This is a genomic window from Teichococcus globiformis, assembly GCF_042646265.1.
Taxonomy (GTDB): Bacteria; Pseudomonadota; Alphaproteobacteria; order Acetobacterales; family Acetobacteraceae; genus Pseudoroseomonas; species Pseudoroseomonas globiformis.
Window position 1 is genome coordinate 24,890 of the sequence record NZ_JBHRTN010000026.1, and the last position, 19,401, is coordinate 44,290.

General features: G+C 69.8%; 17 protein-coding genes. 8 read left to right on the forward strand and 9 right to left on the reverse strand.

The window, feature by feature from the left end:
• Nucleotides 1-4: 4 nt before the first annotated feature.
• From ACFOD4_RS19720 to ACFOD4_RS19735, 4 genes are all read right to left on the reverse strand, one after another.
• Nucleotides 5-967 (reverse strand): alpha/beta hydrolase fold domain-containing protein, encoded by a 963-nt coding sequence (locus tag ACFOD4_RS19720; RefSeq protein WP_379599232.1) that lies wholly within the window; start codon nucleotides 965-967, stop codon nucleotides 5-7.
• A 76-nt stretch (nucleotides 968-1,043) separates the two neighbouring features.
• Complete coding sequence (locus ACFOD4_RS19725) at nucleotides 1,044-3,218, reverse strand: N,N-dimethylformamidase beta subunit family domain-containing protein (protein WP_379599234.1); 2,175 nt, start codon at nucleotides 3,216-3,218, stop codon at nucleotides 1,044-1,046.
• Entirely contained in the window at nucleotides 3,215-4,807 is a 1,593-nt protein-coding gene (locus ACFOD4_RS19730; protein ID WP_379599236.1) for an ABC transporter substrate-binding protein, read from the reverse strand. Before ACFOD4_RS19730 ends, ACFOD4_RS19725 begins: the two co-directional genes overlap by 4 nt.
• Before the next feature lie 25 nt (nucleotides 4,808-4,832).
• Entirely contained in the window at nucleotides 4,833-6,215 is a 1,383-nt protein-coding gene (locus tag ACFOD4_RS19735; protein ID WP_379599238.1) for an aminotransferase family protein, read from the reverse strand.
• 173 nt (nucleotides 6,216-6,388) lie between these two features.
• On the opposite strand from ACFOD4_RS19735, the gene ACFOD4_RS19740 reads away from it, so the two are divergent.
• The 3 genes from ACFOD4_RS19740 (at nucleotide 6,389) to ACFOD4_RS19750 (ending at nucleotide 9,905) form a co-directional block, all read left to right on the forward strand.
• Nucleotides 6,389-7,135, forward strand: coding sequence for a TetR/AcrR family transcriptional regulator C-terminal domain-containing protein (locus ACFOD4_RS19740; RefSeq protein ID WP_379599240.1), 747 nt, complete (start codon nucleotides 6,389-6,391; stop codon nucleotides 7,133-7,135).
• Nucleotides 7,136-7,401: 266 nt separating this feature from the next.
• Nucleotides 7,402-8,988, forward strand: coding sequence for an ABC transporter substrate-binding protein (locus tag ACFOD4_RS19745; RefSeq protein WP_379599242.1), 1,587 nt, complete (start codon nucleotides 7,402-7,404; stop codon nucleotides 8,986-8,988).
• On the forward strand, nucleotides 8,985-9,905 hold the full coding sequence (locus tag ACFOD4_RS19750; RefSeq protein ID WP_379599244.1) for an NAD(P)-dependent oxidoreductase: 921 nt from the start codon (nucleotides 8,985-8,987) through the stop codon (nucleotides 9,903-9,905). Before ACFOD4_RS19745 ends, ACFOD4_RS19750 begins: the two co-directional genes overlap by 4 nt.
• On the opposite strand, the gene ACFOD4_RS19755 is transcribed toward ACFOD4_RS19750, so the two are convergent.
• Nucleotides 9,902-10,792: a hydroxymethylglutaryl-CoA lyase gene (locus ACFOD4_RS19755; RefSeq protein WP_379599246.1), complete on the reverse strand. Its 891-nt coding sequence runs from the start codon at nucleotides 10,790-10,792 to the stop codon at nucleotides 9,902-9,904. The two genes, ACFOD4_RS19750 and ACFOD4_RS19755, sit on opposite strands and share 4 nt — an antisense overlap.
• Nucleotides 10,793-10,952: 160 nt before the next feature.
• Between ACFOD4_RS19755 and ACFOD4_RS19760 the strand changes: the two genes are divergently transcribed.
• The 3 genes from ACFOD4_RS19760 (at nucleotide 10,953) to ACFOD4_RS19770 (ending at nucleotide 14,258) form a co-directional block, all read left to right on the forward strand.
• Nucleotides 10,953-11,843 (forward strand): LysR substrate-binding domain-containing protein, encoded by an 891-nt coding sequence (locus ACFOD4_RS19760; protein ID WP_379599248.1) that lies wholly within the window; start codon nucleotides 10,953-10,955, stop codon nucleotides 11,841-11,843.
• Between the two features lie 115 nt (nucleotides 11,844-11,958).
• Nucleotides 11,959-12,954 (forward strand): Bug family tripartite tricarboxylate transporter substrate binding protein, encoded by a 996-nt coding sequence (locus ACFOD4_RS19765; RefSeq protein WP_379599250.1) that lies wholly within the window; start codon nucleotides 11,959-11,961, stop codon nucleotides 12,952-12,954.
• 8 nt (nucleotides 12,955-12,962) lie between these two features.
• A complete protein-coding gene (locus ACFOD4_RS19770) occupies nucleotides 12,963-14,258 on the forward strand; it encodes a CaiB/BaiF CoA transferase family protein (protein WP_379599252.1) in 1,296 nt (431 codons plus the stop codon).
• 50 nt (nucleotides 14,259-14,308) lie between these two features.
• On the opposite strand, the gene ACFOD4_RS19775 is transcribed toward ACFOD4_RS19770, so the two are convergent.
• The 3 genes from ACFOD4_RS19775 to ACFOD4_RS19785 are packed head-to-tail and all read right to left on the reverse strand — an operon-like array spanning nucleotide 14,309 to nucleotide 16,137.
• Entirely contained in the window at nucleotides 14,309-15,100 is a 792-nt protein-coding gene (locus ACFOD4_RS19775) for a sulfite exporter TauE/SafE family protein (RefSeq protein WP_456316915.1), read from the reverse strand.
• 3 nt (nucleotides 15,101-15,103) lie between these two features.
• Nucleotides 15,104-15,472 carry an ArsR/SmtB family transcription factor gene (locus ACFOD4_RS19780; protein WP_379599254.1) on the reverse strand — a complete coding sequence of 123 codons (369 nt, stop codon included), beginning with the start codon at nucleotides 15,470-15,472 and terminating at the stop codon, nucleotides 15,104-15,106.
• Nucleotides 15,469-16,137, reverse strand: a complete 669-nt coding sequence (locus tag ACFOD4_RS19785) for a peroxiredoxin (protein ID WP_379599256.1) — start codon at nucleotides 16,135-16,137, stop codon at nucleotides 15,469-15,471. Before ACFOD4_RS19785 ends, ACFOD4_RS19780 begins: the two co-directional genes overlap by 4 nt.
• 322 nt (nucleotides 16,138-16,459) lie before the next feature.
• Between ACFOD4_RS19785 and ACFOD4_RS19790 the strand changes: the two genes are divergently transcribed.
• The gene (locus ACFOD4_RS19790) at nucleotides 16,460-17,374 is read left to right on the forward strand and encodes an MBL fold metallo-hydrolase (protein WP_379599258.1); all 915 of its coding nucleotides are present in this window, start codon (nucleotides 16,460-16,462) and stop codon (nucleotides 17,372-17,374) included.
• A gap of 241 nt (nucleotides 17,375-17,615) precedes the next feature.
• Nucleotides 17,616-18,872 (forward strand): MFS transporter, encoded by a 1,257-nt coding sequence (locus ACFOD4_RS19795; protein ID WP_379599260.1) that lies wholly within the window; start codon nucleotides 17,616-17,618, stop codon nucleotides 18,870-18,872.
• 66 nt (nucleotides 18,873-18,938) lie between these two features.
• Here ACFOD4_RS19795 and ACFOD4_RS19800 read toward each other — a convergent pair whose 3' ends face one another.
• Nucleotides 18,939-19,394 (reverse strand): response regulator, encoded by a 456-nt coding sequence (locus ACFOD4_RS19800; RefSeq protein WP_379599262.1) that lies wholly within the window; start codon nucleotides 19,392-19,394, stop codon nucleotides 18,939-18,941.
• Between the last annotated feature and the right edge of the window lie 7 nt (nucleotides 19,395-19,401).

Sequence of the window (19,401 nt, forward strand, 5' to 3'; positions counted from 1 at the left end):
CCCGTCACGCCGAAACGCGCCGCAGCCAGGCCCCTGCCTCGGCAAAGGCGCGGTCGGCGGCGCCAACATGGCCCGCGGCGCGCAGAAAGCCGTGCACCGTGCCGGGAAAGGCGGCCTCACTCACCGCCACCCCGGCGTCGCGCAGCCGCGCCGCCATGGCGTGGTTTTCGCTCGCCAGCACGTCCAGCTCCGTCAGGGTCATGTGCACCGGCGGCAGGCCGCGCAGATCGGCGCGGAGCGGTGACGCGAAGGGGCTGAAGCGGTCTGCCTGCTGCGGCGCGTAGCAATCCCAGTAGAAGCGCATCCGTTCCCGCGTCAGCCCGAAGCCCTCGGCGAAGGCCTCGTAGGACGGGGTGTCGAAGCGGCAGTCGTACACACCATAATTCAGCAGCAGGCCGCGCAGCGCGATTTCCGGCGCCTGTTCGCGCAGCAGCAGGGCAGCTCCAAGGGCAAGGTTCGCGCCGGCCGAATCACCGCCGAGCACCATGCGCCCGGCGTCGAGCCCCCATTCCCCGCCCCGCACGGCGAGCTGCCGCGCCACGCCGGCGCATTCCTCCAGCGCCTGCGGAAACACCGCCTCCGGGCTCAGGGCGTAATCCGGCCCCAGCACGGCGCAACCGGACGCGGCCGCGTATTCCCGCATGGTACGGTCATGCGTGTCGATGCTGTTCCACACCCAGCCGCCGCCATGCAGGTAGACCAGCACCGGCAGCGGGCCGTCCGCGGTGACCGGCCGGTGCAGCCGGCAGGCGATCCGGCGGCCCCGCACGGGCAACCACACATCGCGGCTTTCGGCCATGTCGGGGCCGCGGGGCAGCGTCAGGTTCAGCGCGTCGTTGCTTGCCCGGGCGGCATCGAAGGGTCGCTCCAGCCGGATGGGCGGGAAGTCGCGCGCCCGTGCCTCCATCATCGCCTGAAAGGCGGCCATCTCCGGGTCCATGCGGGGCGTTGTCGGCGCGTCGGCCATGTGCGGGCCTTTCCTGCTGCTGCGGCCGAGCATTGAACCGCGATCGGCGGAGGGCGCAAGGGCACCCTCCGCCGGTTCAGGAGCCGGAGAAACGGCGCACCACGTTCTCCAGCAGGCGCGACACCGGCCCGTCGAACGCCGTGCCGTTCCACAGGCTGCCGCAGAAGGTGATGGAGCCGACGGCAAACACTGCGCCGCCGCCCGGCACCTCGAAGTACACGATTTCCGCGCGCTTCAGCGCTTCAGGATCCTCGCCGGTGACCGTGGCGATGTGCGACAGCAGCTCCTCCGGCACCGTGACGAAGGAAGCCGGCGGCTGTTCGGAACGGGCCAGGATAACAGTGCCGGGGGGCGTGCCCAGGCGTGGATCGGCGCGGTCCAGCTCGAACCCCGCGGCGCCGCCGCCCGACAGGCCGTAATCGCCGATGATCTCGGGCACTCCCTCGAACATCCAGGCATGGCGTGGATCCTCGGAGGCCGGCAGGCGGCGGTAGAAGGTGCCTTCGAACAGGCCCTGGGCGCTGAAGCCGACACCAGCCAGGGCCTGGGGCGGCCTGCGGTTGCGGCGCCAGAGCCCGCCCAGCGCGCCGTCGATCTGGTGGTAATACTCCCCCGCCTCGGCGGCCCAGGCGCGGATGCCGCCTTCGGCACGGCGGATCTCGATCATGTGCGGCCGCGCCGGGTCGCGCGCGATGCGCCAATAGAAGCCATTGCCGCCGAGATAGCAGAGCCGCCCGCCGCCATCGCGGTAGGCCGTCAGCGCGTCCAGCATCCGTTCCGTATGGTATTCGGGATGCGAGCCGGTGAGCACCACGCTGTAGGGGGCGAGCAACGCCGCGCCTTCATCGTCCAGATCCTCGTCGGTCAGGACATCGAAGTCGATGCCCCGCGCCTCCATCCAGGCCAGCAGGTGCGAATCCGCCGGGTAGTGCCGCAGGCCGGAGCCTTTCGTGTCGTTGAAGGTCAGGAATCCCGGGCGCATCGTCAGCATTGGCCGCAAGCGTGAGGACAGCGAGATGCCGCTGTTGTCGGGGTGGCGGTTGTAGGTGGAGTGGCTGAAGGCGTGCACGTCGTCCGGGTTGTGCGGATAGGCGCCCCAGGCGTCGACGCGCTGCTTGTAGGCCGCATCGGCGTTGCCGCGCGCATGGTTGGCGTAGGCCTGGTAGGTGAAGGTGGAGGCCAGGAAGGCGACAGGTGCCCGCGTCTCGCCCCTGGGCGGCAGGATGTAGAAGGGCAGCCAGTCCTCGCCGTCCTCGCAGGTGAGGTGGAAGGCATAGGCCCCGCTCTTCATTCCTTCCGGCACGTCGAAGGTGAAGGAGGGCTGCCAGCCGCAATCATCCAGGTCGTCGGCGTGGAAATGGATGGCGGCATACTCTGCCGGAGCGTGGCGCCAGCAGGTTTCGCGCCCGGTCCAGCCGGCACCGACCACGCCGCGCGCGGGCATGTTGAACAGCGTGCCGTGCAGCGCGTCGGGACCGGTGTCGAACAGGCCATCCGTGCTGATGCCGGCAGAGAAATCCCACCGTGCCCGGACCCGGTCCGCCGGCACCGGCACTTGCCGGGGATCGGGCCACGCCTCCACAAAGGCCGCCAGTGCGACCGGGTCCTCGACCTTGCCGGTGAAATGGTCGCTGGGCGCGTCGGCATCCCGCGCGGCAAAGGTCACGGCCGAGAAAAGCCCTGACTCGGCCACAGGGACATTCGCCGGGACCGACCCATCCGGCGCGGTTCCCAGCGAACGCTGGCCCAGCACCACCCGCCCTGTCGCCGGATCGTGCGACAGCCACAGGCGATACCAGGTCGCGGCTTGCAGGGGGATCGCCGTGCGCAGCGTGGCGACGGTGCCGGCTACCCGGATCTCGGCCTCGGCGCCGCTGGCTCCGGCACGGATCGCGACGCCGCCCTCGTCAGCCTGCGCCGACAGCACCGTTGCAGGCGGCAGATCCGCCAGGACCTGAACCAGCACGCCCCAGCAGCGCGGCTCCCGCGCGCCCAAACGGGGCCCGCCGCGCACCACCCCCCAGGAACCGAGCCGCACCGGCTGGTGCTCGCCCTCGAAGCTCCGCTCAAAGGCAACGGGCCGCAGGTCGAGGCCTGGGCCGGCCGGGTTGGGATCGGCCGAAACCACGCGAACCATCCCTGCGCGGCAGGCGCCTGGACGGCGCAGGCTGACATGGGCGGTAATGCGCTCCCCCGGACGGCGGGAAAGGCGATCGAGATAGCCCGTGACGGGCGGCAACACCCCGCTCATGCCCGGCGCAGGTTCCAGGGCACCGGCCGCGGCCCTTCCACCATGCCGGTCAGCGACTTGCGGTACGCGGTGCGGATGAAGAACTGCCCGAGCGGCACGGTCGGCACATCGCGGAAGGCGAGGTCCTGCATTTCGGCGCCGATGCGCATGCGTTCCTCCTCGGTCGGCACGGACAGCCAGCGGTCGTTCAGCGCCTCCATCGGCTTGCTGTCGTACCAGCCTGCCCAGCCGGCATCGCCCTGGCCGCGGATCAGCGCGTTCTGACCAGGCGTCACGATGCCCATGCCGGTCCACCAGACCGGGTACACGTTCCATCCGCCTTCGGCTGGCGGCCTGCGTTGCGCGACGCGGCCGAGCACGCTGCCCCAGTCCGTCGTCACCAGCTCCACGTTGAAGCCGATGCGTTGCAGCAAGTCGTTGGCGATCAGCGCGAAGGGCGTGATGGAAGCGAAGTCGGAAGGGTTCAGCAGAACCACCTTCTCGCCGGCATAGCCGCTTTCCTTCAACAGGGCCTTGGCCCGCTCCATGCTGGGCGAGGCCATCGGATCGGGTGTTGGGGCGCGGCCATAGGGAGTCGTGCAGGGGAAGAAGGAATGGCAGATCCGGTAGGCCGTCTCGTCGCTGTTGGTGACGGCTCCCATGAAGTCGGCCTGCTGGATGGCAACCAGCACGGCCTCCCGCGCCTTCACGTTGTTGAAGGGCGGATGCAGCTGGTTGAACCGCAGCACGCCCATGTAGCCGCCCGGATCGCCATTGCCGATGGTGACGTCGCGGTGCCGGCGCAGCACGGGGATGAGATCGGCTCCGACCTGTTCCCACCAATCCACCTCGCCAGCTTGCAGGGCGGCGGCGGCGGTCGCCTGGTCCGGCATCACAATCCATTCGACACGCTCGAAATGCGCGACCTTGCCCCCCGATGTCCATTCGGGCGCCTCGTCGCGCGGGCGGTAGCGATCGAACTTGCGGTAGGCGGCGCGGGTGCCGGGCACGAACTCATCCGCCACGAAGCGGTAGGGGCCGCAGCCGACCACCTCGGTGATCGGCTTCGTGGCTTCCGTGGCCGCGAAACGCTCGGGCATGACGAAGGCCGGGCTGGTGCCGGGCTTGGCCAGGGCTTCCAGCAGCAGGGGGAAGGGGCGGGACAGCTTGATCAGCAGGGTACGGTCATCCGGCGTCTGCCATTCCGCCACGGCTGCGCCAAGCGTCCTGCCGAAGGTGTCGCGGCTGCACCAGCGGCGCAGGCTGGCCACGCAATCGCGCGAGCGGACCGGCTCGCCATCATGAAAGAGAAGACCTTCGCGCAACCGGATGGTCCATGTCAGGCCATCGTCGGAAAGGCTGTGGCCTTCGGCCATCTGCGGCTTCGGACGCATTTGCGCATCCACGCCATAGAGCGTGTCGTGCACATAGAAGCTGTGGTTCACGGCCACGGATGCCAGCGACGACACCGGATCGGTGATGGACAGCGCCGCCTGCGGCACGAAGCGCAGCACGCGCGGATCGATGCGCTGCGCGCGGGACACCGAGGGTGCCGCGAGCGCCGCGCCACCCAGCAGGAGTGCGCCGCGGCGCGTGATCAACTGACGCATAGCCTGTTCCCCTGTGTGGCTGAAATCAGCGGAGGACGCCCTCGCTCCGCAATTCATTGGCATAGTCGTCCAGCACGGCGCCCAGGCGGGTGGCCAGGATCCCGACCTCCTCCGCCGTGATGGTCAGCGGCGGTGACAGCATCAGCCAGTCGCCATAGGCGCCGCGAGAGGTCCGCCGGCAATACAACGCCAGACCGTGGCGCAGCGCGATCTGCTGCACCCGCGACGGCGCCACCTTCTCCAGCGGGATCATCTGCCGGCTGTTCTGGTCAGCCACCAACTCCACCGCCAGCAACAGGCCGAGGCCGCGCACATCCCCCAGGAGCGGATTATGCGCCGCAAGCGCTTCCAGCCGTTGTCGCAGCAGCGCGCCCATGCGAGCGGAATTGCCCGCCAGATCGGCCTCCTCCACCTCGCGCAGCACGGCGGCTCCGACGGCGCAGCCCATGACATGCGCGTTGTAGGTGAAGCCGTGCATGAAGCCGCCCGCCGCGGCCACCGTGCCCACCATCTCGGCGGACACCAGCGCGGCGCCGAGCGGCGCGTAGCCGGCGGACAGTCCCTTTGCCAGCACCGCGATGTCGGGGCGGGCCGAGGGCCAGTGATCGGCGGCCAGAAAGCGGCCGGTGCGACCGGCGCCGCTCATCACCTCGTCGAAGATCAGCTTGATGCCGTGGCGCGTGCAGATCTGCCGCACCGCCTCGTAGTAGGAATCCGGTGCCACCAGCGCGCCGGTCGCGAGGCCGCCCACCGGCTCCATGATGAAGGCCAGAACGGTTTCCGGCCCTTCGCGCAGGATCGCCTCCTCCAGCGCGGCGGCGCATGCGCGCGCATGGCTCTCGACCGTATGGTTGGGTGGTAGGCGGTAGCTCAGCGGCGCCGGCACGCGCGGGACAGCACGCATCATCGGGCCGAAGATCTCGTGCGCGTGCTCGTCGCCGGAAACGGCCAGCGCTCCCAATGTGTTGCCGTGGTAGCCAGGCTGCCGGCCGATCACCTTCCAGCGTGAGCCCTGCCCGATGACCACGGCGTGCTGCCGGGCGAACTTGATGGCGCTTTCCACCGCCTCCGAGCCACCGGAGACGATGAAGGCGCGGTCAAGGCCGGGCCCGGCGAGGCGGCCGAGGCGCTCCGCGAACTCCAGATTGGCTTCGCTCTCGAACTGGCTGGGATAGGCGAACACGGCCTTGCGCGCCTGCGCCTCCATTGCCGCCAGGATGCGAGGGTGACCATGGCCGAGGTTGCTCGCAACCGGTCCGGAAGAAGCGTCGAGGTAGCGGTTCCCCTCCGTGTCGATCAGCCAGACGCCTTCGCCCCGCGCGATGCGTGGCAAGCGCGGCGCACCGGGCGGGCGGGCGAAGGCCTGCAGCCCAAAGCCGATCTCGGCAGGTTGCCGTGCACTGTCCATGAGAGCCTCGCCTGCGGCCTGCCCGGCGGGCGGCACGCTCGTTTCATCTCTGCTGGGCGGCGAGTTGATCCCACTCTTGAACGCTGCGCAAGAGGCTTTCGGGTGGTCCCCCGAGTTGATAAAGCTGCACCCCACCAACAGCCCGGGAGGGCAGCATCCGCGTGCCGAGGAGCTTGCAACCGAAACGCGCAGCCCCTGTCGCCGTGGGGTTGAGCCGCGAGGCCATCATTGCCGCGGCCCTGGCGGAAATCGACAGCGGGGGACTCAGGAATTTCAGCCTGCGCGGACTGGCGCGATCGCTCGGCGTCAACACCAATGTCATTGTCTGGCATGTCGGCGACCGCGACACGTTGATGGCCGAGGTGCTGCAGCTTGTTCTGCACGACACGCTGCCGGCGCGACGGTCCGGCCAGGACTGGCGCGGCTGGCTGCGCGAGCTTTTCGTCCGGTTCCGCGCGGCGGTGCGGCGGCATCCCAACACGGCGCCGCTGATCGGTGCCGACACGGTGTCCAACCTGCGCCCCGATTTCGAGCTGGTGGAGGGCATCCTGGCGGCGCTGTCGGATGCTGGGGTGCCCGAGGACCGGCTGTGCGACACCTACAATGCCGTGCAGGCCGCCCTGGTCGGCTTCGTGACGCAGGAACTGGCGCAATTGCCGACCGAGGACCTTCCATCCTGGCAGGCCGGCATCCAGGCCAATCTGGCCGGGGTGGATGCCGCGCGGTACCCGCACCTGGTGCGGCTGCTGCCGCGCATGACCAACCGGGCCTTTATCCTGCGCTGGCAGAACGGTGCCGCCATGCCGATGGACGGGAGCTTCGGCATCTTCGTGGACCACGTCATCGCCGGGCTGGAGGCTTCGCTGCCCCGGCGCGCGGCGCCGGGGCCGAAGATGCGGCGGCGGCCGGCCAGGGCATAACGCCACCGGCTGGGCCGGCGAAACGGCGTCGTCCCCCCTTGCGGAGGACGGAGAGCAGGATCACGGCGCCGGTCGCCAGGCGACGCCCTCCGATGTTGCCTGGGACGGCTCAGATGGTCATGAAGGCACGGCTTCGGCCTTGGCGGACCTACGGCGGGCTGGCGCGGTTGTTTTGAAACGACGTTGCGATATGCTACCTCCATCAATCCCGGTGGAAACGCCGGCCAGAATGCCTGCGCAGACAGGCTACTCGGGAGAAGCATATCTTGAATCGACGCCAGTTCCTCGGCGGCGCGTCCGCCCTCGCCTTCGCCCCCCTCGCTATGCCCCGCATCGGCCATGCGCAGGCGGGCAGCACCCTGCGCTTCGTGCCCTTCGTGGATCTGTCGCTGCTGGACCCCATCGCGACCACGGCCACGCCGACGCGCAACCACGCCATGATGGTGTTCGACACCCTCTACGGCCTGGATGGCGATTTCCGGCCCCAGCCGCAGATGGTGGACGGACATGTGGTCGAGAATGACGGCAAGCTGTGGCGACTGACGCTGCGCGAGGGCCTGCGCTTCCACGACGGGGAGCCGGTGCTGGCACGGGACTGCATCGCCAGCATCCGCCGCTGGGCCGCGCGCGATTCCTTCGGGCAGGCCATGATGGCGGTGACGGAGGATCTTTCGGCCGCCGATGACAGAACAATCGTTTTCCGGCTGAGCAAGCCCTTTCCGCTGCTGCCGGCGGCCTTGGCCAAGGCCTCGCCCAGCATCTGCGCCATCATGCCGGAGCGGCTGGCGAAGACCGATGCGGCCAAGCAGGTGAGCGAGATGGTGGGCTCCGGTCCGTTCCGCTTCCTGCACGACCAGCACATGGCAGGGGCACGCGCCGCCTATGCGCGGTTCGATGGCTACGTGCCGCGGCAGGGCGGCACACCCTCCGGTACCGCAGGGCCCAAGGTCGTGCATTTCGAGCGCGTCGAGTGGATCGTCATGCCCGATGTCTCGGCCGCGGCCGGTGCCCTGCAGGCCGGCGAGGCGGATTGGTGGGAAACCCCCTCGCCCGACCTGGTGCCGCTGCTGAAGCGCAACCGCAACGTGCGGGTGGAGGTGAAGGACCGGCAGGGGCTGACGCCGATCCTGCGCTTCAACTGCATCCAGCCGCCCTTCGACAATGTCGCGCTGCGCCGCGCCGTGCTGGGTGCCGTCAGCCAGGCGGATTTCATGCAGGCCTACAGCAGCGATCCCGAGACGTGGCGCATCAAGCTCGGCATGTTCTGCCCGGGCACCCCCATGGCCAACGATGCCGGCATGGAGAAGCTGTTCGGCGAGACCAACCTCGCCGCCGCACGCGCCGCCGTGCAGGCCTCGGGCTACAAGGGCGAGAAGGTCGCGTTCATGCTGCCGATGGACCATCCCGTCAGCGCGCCTATCGGCCAGGTCGGTGCCGATCTGCTGCAGCGCATCGGCCTGAATGTCGAGGTGCAGGCGGTGGATACCGGGACGCTGTTCCAGCGGCGCAACTCGCGCGAGCCGGTGGAGAAGGGCGGGTGGAGCGTGTTCCCCTCCATGGTATCGGGCCTCAACATCCTCGACCCTGCCGTGACCAGCGTGGCGCGCGGCAACGGGCTGAAGGGCTGGTACGGCTGGCCGGAAAGCCCGGAGGGCGAGCGCCTGCGCGATGCCTGGCTGGAGGAGCGGGACTTGGGCGCGCAGCAGAAGCTGGCCGAGCAGATCCAGCTTCAGGCCTGGCAGGATGCGACGTTCATCCCGACGGGGCAGATCTTCCAGCCGATGGCCTGGCGCCGCGACATTGACGGCGTGCTCGACGGTTTCGTGAAGTTCTGGAATGTGAGGCGGGCATGAACGGGATGCGGCAATGGCGGATAGGCTTCGTCGGCTATGGCGAGATCGGCAGCACGCTGGGCGCCGGCCTGCGCGAGCGCGGTGTGGAACAGGTGGCGGCCTTCGACATCGCGGCCTTTGAAGGACCGTATGCGGCGCTGATCCAGAGCCGCGCCGAGGCGGCGGGGGTGCGGCTGCTGGACTCTCTGGCGGCACTGGCCGAGGCGTCCGACATCATCATCGGCGTAACGCCGGGTTCCGCCTCAGTGGCCAGCGCGGAGGCCCTCGCGCCGCACCTGGCGGAGCGGCATGTGTTCATCGACATTGCATCCGCGACGCCCAGGGTGAAGCGCGCGGTGGAGGATGCGCTGCGCGGCACCGGCGCCCTGGTCGCCGATGGCTCCATCGTCGGCACGCCGCGCGACGGGCTGGCCCTGCCGATCCTGGCCAGCGGCCCGGCGGCCGAGGCGGCGCGCGACGCGCTGGTGCCCTGGGGCATGAAGATCGACGCGGTCGGTCCGGATCTCGGCACCGCCTCCGCCATCAAGATCCTGCGCTCCGTGCTGATCAAGGGCATCGAGGGGCTGACGCACGAGATGATGCTGGGCGCCAGGCGCTACGGCCTGGGCGACCAGGTGCTGCAATCCGCGGCGGCGACGCTGATGAAGCGCCCCTTCACGGATTTCGCCGGCAACCTGATCGCCACGGGGGTCATCCATGCCCGGCGCCGTTCGGAAGAAGCCGCCATGGCAGCCGAGGCGCTGGCGGATGTGGGTATCGAGCCGATCATGACGCGCTCCACGGCGGAACGGCTGCGATGGGTCGATGCGCTGGCGCTCAAGGAGCATTTCGCGGGCAGGATCCCGGACAGCGAAGCCGCGCTGGAAGCCATGGAAGCGCGGATCGCCGACGGCCAGGCCGGCGGGCAGCGCGGCTAGCGGCGCCCCAGCGCCTCACGCACGCGGCCGCCGGGGGTGCCGCCCGGCAGGCCCGCCGCCTCCACGGCGACCGGCAGCAAGGCGCCGAGATCGATGCCCGTCTCGATGCCCATGCGGTGAAACATCCAGGCCACGTCCTCGGTCGCCACATTTCCGGTCGCGCCAGGCGCGAAGGGACAGCCGCCGAGCCCGGCGATGGCAGCATCGAAGACCCGCACTCCGGCCTGGAAGGCACCATGCACATTGGCAAGGCCCAGCCCATAGGTGTCATGCCCGTGGAAGGCCCAGTGCCGGACGGCCGGAAAAGCCTCGGCGCAGGCGGTGTGCAGCCTGGCGACGTGCACCGGATCGGCGCGGCCCGTCGTGTCGCACAGGCAGAATTCCGCATCCGGCCGCAACGCAGCCAGGCGACCGACCAGGTCCAGCGTGGCAGCGTCGTCGACGGGGCCATCGAAGGGGCAGTCAAAGGCCGTGGCGATGTTCATGCGCAGCGCGACGCCTTGCAGCTCCGGCACCAGCTCGGCAAACTCGGCAACGGATTCCGCCACGCTGCGACGGACATTGCTGCGGTTGTGCGCCTCCGACACCGAGATCACGTAGCAAAGGTGCCGCGCCCCGGCCTGGAGGGCCCGGCGGACATGCCGGGGATTGGGTACCAGCATCTGCGCGTCCAGTTCCGGCAGATCGGCGAGGCCGGCCAGGATATCCCCGGCATCGGCCATCTGCGGCACGGCGGCGGCACCCACAAAGGCGCCGGCCTCCACGCGGCGGATCCCCGCCTCCGCGCAGCCGCGGATGATGGCGAGCTTGCGGGCTGTCGGGATGAATGGGCCGATGGGCTGGAACCCGTCGCGCGGCCCGACCTCGACAATGGTGATGCTGGACATGACGTGCCTCCCTTCCGCTTGCCCCCAGGGTGCGGCCTTCCCGCCCGCCGGACCAGTGCCGATGGGCGGCCCGACGCATCGCGCCCGGCGATGGCTGCACCGCTTGCCCTGACCGTGCGGCACGGGTGAACTGTTCGGGGATTGGTAGGGGGCCAAGAACATGCGGTTCGATCTGGTGACGCTCGACCTGTTCATGGCCGTGGCCGAAGATGGCAGCATCGCCGCCACAGCGACGCGGCGAAACATCGCGGCCTCCGCCGTCAGCCGCCGACTGCAGGAGCTGGAGCTGGACATGGACACCGCCCTGCTGCAACGGCATGCGCGCGGTGTCAGCCTGACCCCGGCGGGGGAAGCGTTGCTGCGTCATGCCCGCAGCTTGTTCGGCCTGCTGGGCCGGGCGCGGGACGAAATGCAGGAATACGCGCATGGCGTGCGCGGGCATGTGCGGATCGCCGCCAACACCTCCTCCCTCGCCGAGTTCCTGCCAGAGGAGCTGGCGGTCTTCATGGCGCGCTGGCCCGGCATCCGGGTCGAGATGCAGGAATTGTTGAGCCTGGAGATCGTCCGCGCGGTGCGGGACGGGCTGGCGGATGTCGGCGTGATGGCCGCCGGCGTGGTCGCGGAGGGGTTGGAAAGCTTGCCCTACAAGGAGGATGTGCTGCAGGCGGTGGTGCCGCTGGACCACCCGCTGGCCGCACGGGACGGCATCGACTTCGCCGAAACGCTGGATTACCCGCAGGTAGGGCTGGCGCGGCAATCCTCCATCCAGAACCTGCTGTCGGGCGTGGCGGCGCAGCTCGGCCGCGAGATCGATTGCCGCGTGCACGTGAACAGCTTCGACGTGCTGCGCCGGCTGGTGCAGGTGGGCATCGGCCTGGCGGTGCTGCCGGAAAACTGCATTGCGCCGTTTGCCTCGGCGCTCCGGCTGCGCGGCATCCCGCTGCGGGATCGGTGGGCGCGGCGCGCGCTGAAGCTGTGCGTGCGGGACCGCGCCAGCCTGCCGGTCCCGGCGCGGCTTTTCGTCCAGCAGGCGGCGCGGCTCGAGGAGTGAGAGCCCCTCGCCATCGCCATCCGCGATGGCTTGCCTCACCAAACGCGGCTTTCGGTTTGCCTGTCCCGGCAGCATCCTGGCGGCAAAGAAACCGAGCTGGAGGAGGCTCCACCCCATGTTCACCGATCGATCCGGGCCGCGGCGGCGCACCTTGTTGCGCGCGGCACCCGCCGCCCTGGCGGCGGCGGCCCTTGGCGTTCCCCGCATCGGGCAGGCCCAGGCCAGCGCCATCACGCTGATCGTGCCCACCGCACCCGCCGGCACCACCGATTTCGCAGCGCGGCTGCTCGCGGAGCCGCTGGCGCGTCGGCTTGGCCAGACGGTGGTGGTGGAGAACCGGGCGGGCGCCAATGGCGCCATCGGCACCGGCGCGGTGGCCCGGGCGCGTCCGGACGGCAACACCCTGCTGGTGCAGTATTCCGGCTACCATGTCGGCTCGCCCGCCGTGGTGCCCAACATCGGCTACGATGTGCGCAAGGACTTCACTCCGATCGGGTTGCTGATGGATTCGCCGCAGGTGCTGTTCCTGCATCCTTCCGTGCCGGTCAAAACCGTCGCGGAGCTGGTGGCCTATGCCAAGGAGCGGCCGGGCAAGCTGAACTACGCCTCCTCCGGCAATGGCTCGATCCAGCATCTCGGCACCGAGCTGCTGAAGCAGAAGGCCGGCATCGACATCGCCCATGTGCCCTATCGCGGCACCGGGCCGGCGACGCAGGACCTGCTGAGCGGCCGGGTCGAGATGTTCATGACCACGCCGCCACCCCTGATGCCCTATGTGCGCGACGGCTCGCTGCGGGCCCTGGCCATCACCTCCGCGGAGCGCCATCCCGCCCTGCCCGACGTGCCGACCATGGCGCAATCGGGCCTGGATGATTTCGTGCTGGTGGCCTGGTTCGCCGTGTTCGGCCCGGCCGGAATGTCCGAGCCGGTGACGCGCCGCCTGGCCGATGCCGTGCGGGCGGTGACGGAGGAGGCGGATTTCCGCCGCCGCACGGAGGATCAGGGCGCCGTGATCCGCCTGCTGACCCCGGCGGAGCTGGGCGAGCGGGTGGATCGCGAGCTGACGGAATGGACCCGCGTGGTGCAGGCCGCGAACATCAAGCCGGAGTGACGCCGACCATGTCCGACACCACGCCCCAGGGTTCCGATGCCATGCCGGGAACCGCGCTGCCCGCAGGGACGGGCCCCCTCGCCGGATTGCGCGTCCTGGAGCTGGGGCATTTCGTGGCCGCCCCCTTTGCCACGCGCCTGCTGGGTGATCTGGGCGCCGAGATCATCAAGATCGAGCCGCCGGGCGGCGATCCGGTCCGGCAATGGGGAGCGCGGCACCAGGGCCACGCCCCCTGGTGGTCTGTCCACGCTCGCAACAAGCGCTGCATCACGCTGGACTTGAAGAAGCCGGAAGCGGTGGCCATCGTGCTCGGCCTCGTACGCCAGTGCGACGCGCTGGTGGAGAATTTCCGGCCCGGCCAGCTGGACAAGCTGGGGCTGGGGCGCGAAGCGCTGTTGAAGGCCCGTCCAGGGCTGGTGATCGCCCGCATCTCCGGCTACGGCCAGGATGGGCCGTACCGCGACAAGCCAGCCTTCGGCGTGATCGGCGAGGCCATTGGCGGGCTGCGCCACCTGACCGACCATCCGCCCGGCACGTCCGACCTGCCGCCCGTGCGGGTCGGCGTCAGCCTGGGGGATTCGGTAGCCGGCATCTATGCGGCGCTGGGCGTGGTGTCGGCGCTGTGGCGCCGCGACAAGGCGGGCGGTGACGGGCCGGCGCCGGATCAGGCGCCTACTCAGCGCCCCGGCACCGAGATCGACGTTGCCCTGACGGAAAGCGTGTTCAGCCTGCTGGAAGGCGCGCTGCCGGAATACGGCACGCTGGGCAGCATCCGCCAGCCGGCGGGCGGCGGGATCGCGACCGCCGCGCCAACCAATGCCTACCGAGCGCGGGACGGAATTCGGGTCCTGATCGCCGCCAATTCGGACCCGCTGTTCCGCCGCCTGGCCATGGCGATGGGACAGCCGGACCTGCTGGAGGACCCGCGCTTCAGCGGCAACCAGGCACGCGTGGCGCATGTGCGGGAGCTGGATGCGCTCATCGGCGGCTGGACCGCAGGCTTCGACGGCGCGGCGCTTGAGGAACTGGTGACGCAGGCCGGCATCCCCTGCACGCGCGTCTTCAACATCGCCGATTGCGCGGCCGATCCGCAGTTCCTGGCGCGGGGAATGGTGCGCGCGGTGCAGGACCCGCTGCATGGCGAGGTGCTGCACCCGGGCGTGGTGCCGCGGGTCGATGGCGCGGGCTTTCCGCCACGCTCCACAGGCCCGGCTGTTGGCGCGGATAACGAGGCGGTGCTGCGAGATCTGCTCGGCCTGGATGCGGGTGCCATCGAGACGCTCCGGGCCGGAGGGGTCATCTAGCCCGCCTCGGCGGATGGGATCGGGAGCGGCGGCGGCAAGGCCCCCGGCGCTCAGCCCGCGAGCCCGAACGCGGCCGCGTTCCGGAAGAGCATGTAGAGGGCGACCGCGAAGATGATGCCGGCGAAGATGCGGTTCAGCGTGGCCTTGCGGGCACCCAGCCGGCAGGCCAGTTGCATGCCGAGGCAGCCCCCCGCCAATCCGCCTGTTACGTACTGGGCCGCCACCGGCCAGTCCACGAGGCCGGACGCGGCATAGCTGGCCGCGGTCGCGAAGCCGAGGGCGCCAACCGCCAGCAGCGAGGAGCCGATGGCGGCGAGCATGGGCATGCCGGTGGAAAGAAGCAGCCCCGGCACGATCAGGAAGCCGCCGCCGATGCCGAAGAAGCCCGCCAGCAGGCCCACGGCCAGCGCACAGGCCGCCACGAGCATGGCGCGGCCGGACGGCACCGGCCTCCCAACACCAGCCGGCGAAGAGTCCCTTGCGCCGCTTCGCCGAAGCGTCAGCACGCCGACAACGATCATGAGCAGGGCGAACAGGAAAAGCAGGCGCTCGCCGTCGAAGCTCTTGCCGAACCACGAGCCGATGGACGCGCCCGCCATGCCGATGGCGGCGAAGATGACGGCCTCCCGCCAGCGGACATTGCCCGCCCGCGCATGCCCGGCGAAGTTGGCGAAGGCATTGACCGACACGGCGAGCGCGCCGGTCCCGATCGCCACATGCGGTTGCAGCCCCACAACATACAGCAGCAACGGCGTCGCCATGATGGAGCCGCCGCCGCCGATCAGACCCAGGGTAAAGCCCACCACGCTGCCCGAAAGCACGGCCAGGATCGATTGCAGCACGGCTCAGCCCTGCCTGACCACGGCGAAGGTCGCGGCTGCGCTGCCGCTCCACCCGGACTGCCGCGGCGCCGCGGGACGCGCCGGCCCCGCATCGCCCAGCCCATGGCGCAGGCTGGCCAGCAGATGGGACGCCCGGCCCGGAGCCACCCGGTAGAACACCTGGCGCGACTCACGCCGGGCGACAAGCAGGCCGGCGTCGCGCAGCTCGCCCAGATGCTGCGACAGATTGGGCTGCTTCAGGCCCAGCTCCGCCTCGATCCGGCCCACCGGGCATTCTCCCTCCAGCAGATGCAGCGCAATGCGCAGGCGCGCCGGGTTGGCGAGCACCCGCAGCAACCCTGCCGCTGCGGCGATGTCAGCCTCGGCGATCACCCGCGAGGCGCTTTCGGAAGGCTAGGGAGCGGGCCGGTGCGGAAATACCAGTCGCCCCCTGCCTCAGGCTCGCCGAAGGCCAGCCCGGCATTCAGCTCGGGCGGCAGGATCACGTCGTCGCCTGGGCGCCAGCCTTCCGGCGTGGACACATCGTGCGCATCGGCCGTCTGCAGCGCCTCGACCAGGCGCAGCAGCTCTTCGACATTGCGGCCGGTGGTCATCGGATACCAGCTGATGGCGCGGATGATGCCGTCGGGATCGATCACAAAGGCGGCCCGCACCATCGAGGCATCCGGCGCGTGCGGCGCGATCATGCCGTAGGCCCGTGCGATTGCCATGGACGGGTCCTCGACGATGGGAAACGCGACCTTCACCCCGAATTGGCGGTGGATGCTGCGAATCCAGGCGAAATGCGAGAACAGGCTGTCCACCGAGAGCGCCAGCAGGGCACAGCCCAGGGCGGCGAAACGATCCGCGGCGCGGGAAAAAGCGATGAACTCGCTCGTGCAGACCGGGGTGAAGTCGGCCGGGTGCGAGAAAAACAAAAGCCAGCTTCCGCGGTAATCGGCCAGGGCGCGGTCGCCCAGCGTGGTGCGGGCGTGGAAGCCAGGGGCCGGATCGTGCAGCAAGGGCGGGCCGGCCGGGCTGGACGGGGAGGGCTGCATGGGGGTTCCTGCCGGTTGGAGGATGGCCGCCGCCGACGGAGCTGCTGCAGGACGGCGGGAGAGGCCTGCGAATGGCTGCAGCTTGGCTTCCCAGTAATAATAAGTCACTTAGGCGATGTATCATATCCCCGGATCGCAAGTATGGTACGGCAAGGCTTGGCCACAGCCGGGCCGGAAGCTGACGTGGAGGCCGGATGCAGACCGTTGCAGGACCAGGAAACCGCCGGATCATCGAAAGCGCCCTGCCTTTCCCAGAGCGCAGCAGAGTGCCGCGGAGCAGCGGAACACCTGGGGCGCATTGGTTCACGAAGGTCTTCGCGGCATGAGCGGCACGCCAGTCCGGCACGCCGCGCCGGCCGCCGGCCGCCCGGAGGTGACCGCCTTCTTCGATCGGCGCAGCTTCAGCGTGCAATACGTGGTGGCCGATCCGCAAACCGGCGCCTGCGCCGTGGTCGACCCAGTGCTGGATTTCGACGAGAAATCCGGCGCCACGGCGACGTGGTCGGCGGATGCCATTCTGGACTTCATCCACCGCGCCGGATTGCGGCTGGATTGGATCCTGGACACCCATCCGCACGCCGACCATTTCTCGGCGGCCGGTTACCTCGGACGCCGCACCGGGGCGCCCACGGCTATGGGCGAACATGTGGTGAAGGTGCAGCGCCTCTGGAAGGAACTCTACAACCTGCCGGACAGCTTCCGCACCGACGGGTCTCAGTGGAACAGGCTGTTCGCGGATGGCGAACGGTTCCGCATCGGCGCGCTGGATGCTCAGGTCATGTTCTCGCCCGGGCACACCATGGCCTCCATCACCTACGTGGTGGGCGATGCCGCCTTTGTTCACGACACTCTGTTCATGCCGGATGGCGGCACCGCGCGGGCGGATTTTCCCGGCGGCGATGCCGGCATGCTTTGGCGTAGCATCCAGCGCATCCTGTCGCTTCCCGCCGAAACACGGCTTTTCACGGGGCATGACTACCAGCCCGGCGGCCGTGCGGTGGCCTGGGAAAGCACCGTGGCGCAGCAGAAGGCCGAGAACGAGCATGTCCGGGGGCAGGACGAGGCGAGCTTCGTGAAGCTGCGCAAGGAGCGGGACCGGACACTGCCCATGCCCCGGCTCATCCTGCCATCGCTCCAGGTCAACATCGCGGGCGGCAGGCTTCCGGAGCCTGAGGACGATGGCCGCCGATACCTCAAGATCCCCCTGGACGCCTTTGGCGACGTGCCCTGGGACTAGGCGGGTCGGCGAGCCCCAAAGGGCTGCGAGGCCAAGCCGGAAGGCGAAGGGGTCGGCCTCTCGATGCCTGCCGACGGCGGTGGAACGGTGAAAATCGTGTATCTGTTTTCGGGACGCGCCCTGCCGGCACAGGGCGCCAGGCATCGCACCCGGAACACGCCGTGACAAAGCCCGAAGCAGATTCGCCAACTCCGCCGTCCAGGCTCAGCCGGGCAGCCCGCCCGGCTGCCAGGTCCTGACAATGGCCAGGCCCGCGCCGCGCCATGGCCAGGGCACCGGTCGGCTGCCAGGATGGGCCTGGCCGGGCCCGGCGGCGGTGATCGCGATCGCGCAGCTCTTCGGGACATCGCTCTGGTTCAGCGCCAACAGCGCCGCCGACGGGCTGATGCGATCCTGGGGCGCGGATGCGGCGGACATCGCCTGGCTGACCACCGCGGTGCAGGGCGGGTTCATTGCCGGAACCCTGGGCCTGTCCTTCACCGGCATCGCGGATCGCTACCGCCCCAGCCGCATCTTCGTGATCTCGGCGTCCGCTGGCGCGGCACTGAACCTCGGCTTCGCCTATGGCGCCTCCGGCGTGGGCGATGGAGCCGTGTACCGGTTCCTGGTAGGGGTCAGCCTGGCCGGGATCTATCCCATCGGCATGAAGCTCGTGGTGGGATGGGACCCGCAGCGCACCGGAAGGGCGCTGGCGCTGCTGGTGGCCATGCTGACCCTGGGCACGGCCCTGCCCCACCTTCTCCGGGCAATGGGAGGCGCGGCCCCGTGGCAGCACATCATCGCAGCATCCTCGGCCCTGGCGGTGCTGGGCGCCGTGATGATCGGCCGCCTGGGGGATGGGCCCCATGCCACCCAGGCAGCCCCCCGGAGCCGGCGCACCTCACCCTTGTCCGCGTTCCGGATCAGGAGGTTCCGGGCCGCGGCCTGCGGCTATTTCGGTCACATGTGGGAGCTCTACGCCTTTTGGGCCGCCCTGCCCTTCCTGGCCGGCGCGACCGGGCTGGCCGCGCGCTATCCTGCGCTCGGCACCTCCGGGATCGCTTTCGCGGTGATCGCGGCAGGCGCGGCCGGATGTCTGATGGGCGGCAGGCTTTCGCCCGTGGTCGGCAGCGAAAAGGTGGCGCTGGGTGCGCTGGCGCTTTCCGGGAGCTGCGCGCTGATCTTCGTGCTGGCCTGGCAAAGCCTGCCGCCTGTTCTGCTGCTGCTCCTGCTGCTGGTCTGGGGCGCGGCGGTGGTGGCCGACTCTCCGCAATTCTCCGCTCTCTCGGCCGGCGCCTGCCCGCGGGAGGTGCTGGGCGGGGCGTTGGCGGTGCAGAACGCGATCGGCTTCGCCATCACCATGCTGTCCATTCCCGCCGCCGCCGCGTTGCTGGAACGGTCGGGGCCGTCCGCCCTCTGGCTGCTTCTGCCTGGCCCGGCTCTCGGCCTGATCAGCTTTATCGCGATCACCCGCCGCAGCAAGGGCCGCGAGAACGCCGCCGGGCCCCCCCAGCGGTGAGCAACAGTCCGGCGCAGCACCCCGACCCTGCCATGGCCCGCTGCGGAGCAGGCATGCCCATCGCGGTTATGCAGTCGGTTCCGGGGCAACCAGCCAGCGTGCGGCGGAAGCCCGGATGGCGGCCACCATGTCCTCGAAGCTTGTTGGCTTGGTGAAGTAGGCGTTGGCACCGCTGGCATAGAGGCGGGCGATCTCGCTCTCATCCACCAGCGTGGACATGACGATGATCGGGATCTCGGACCATTGCGGCTCGGCGCGCAGCTGCCGCAGCGCGCCCCAGCCATCCACCACCGGCATGTTCAGGTCGAGAAAGATCACGGCGGGCAGCGGCACGTCCTTTCCGCCGCCGGGCACGCCGCCGCGCAGGTAGTTGAGCAGGTCCTCGCCATGGTCGACGAAGCGCACGGAAACACCGAGCTGCGACGCCTTGAAGGCGCGCTTCAGAATGAGCTGATCGAAGCGGTCATCCTCGGCGATGAGGACAGAGGCCTGATCCGTCGCGACAAGAGCTTCGCTTGGCATTGTGGCC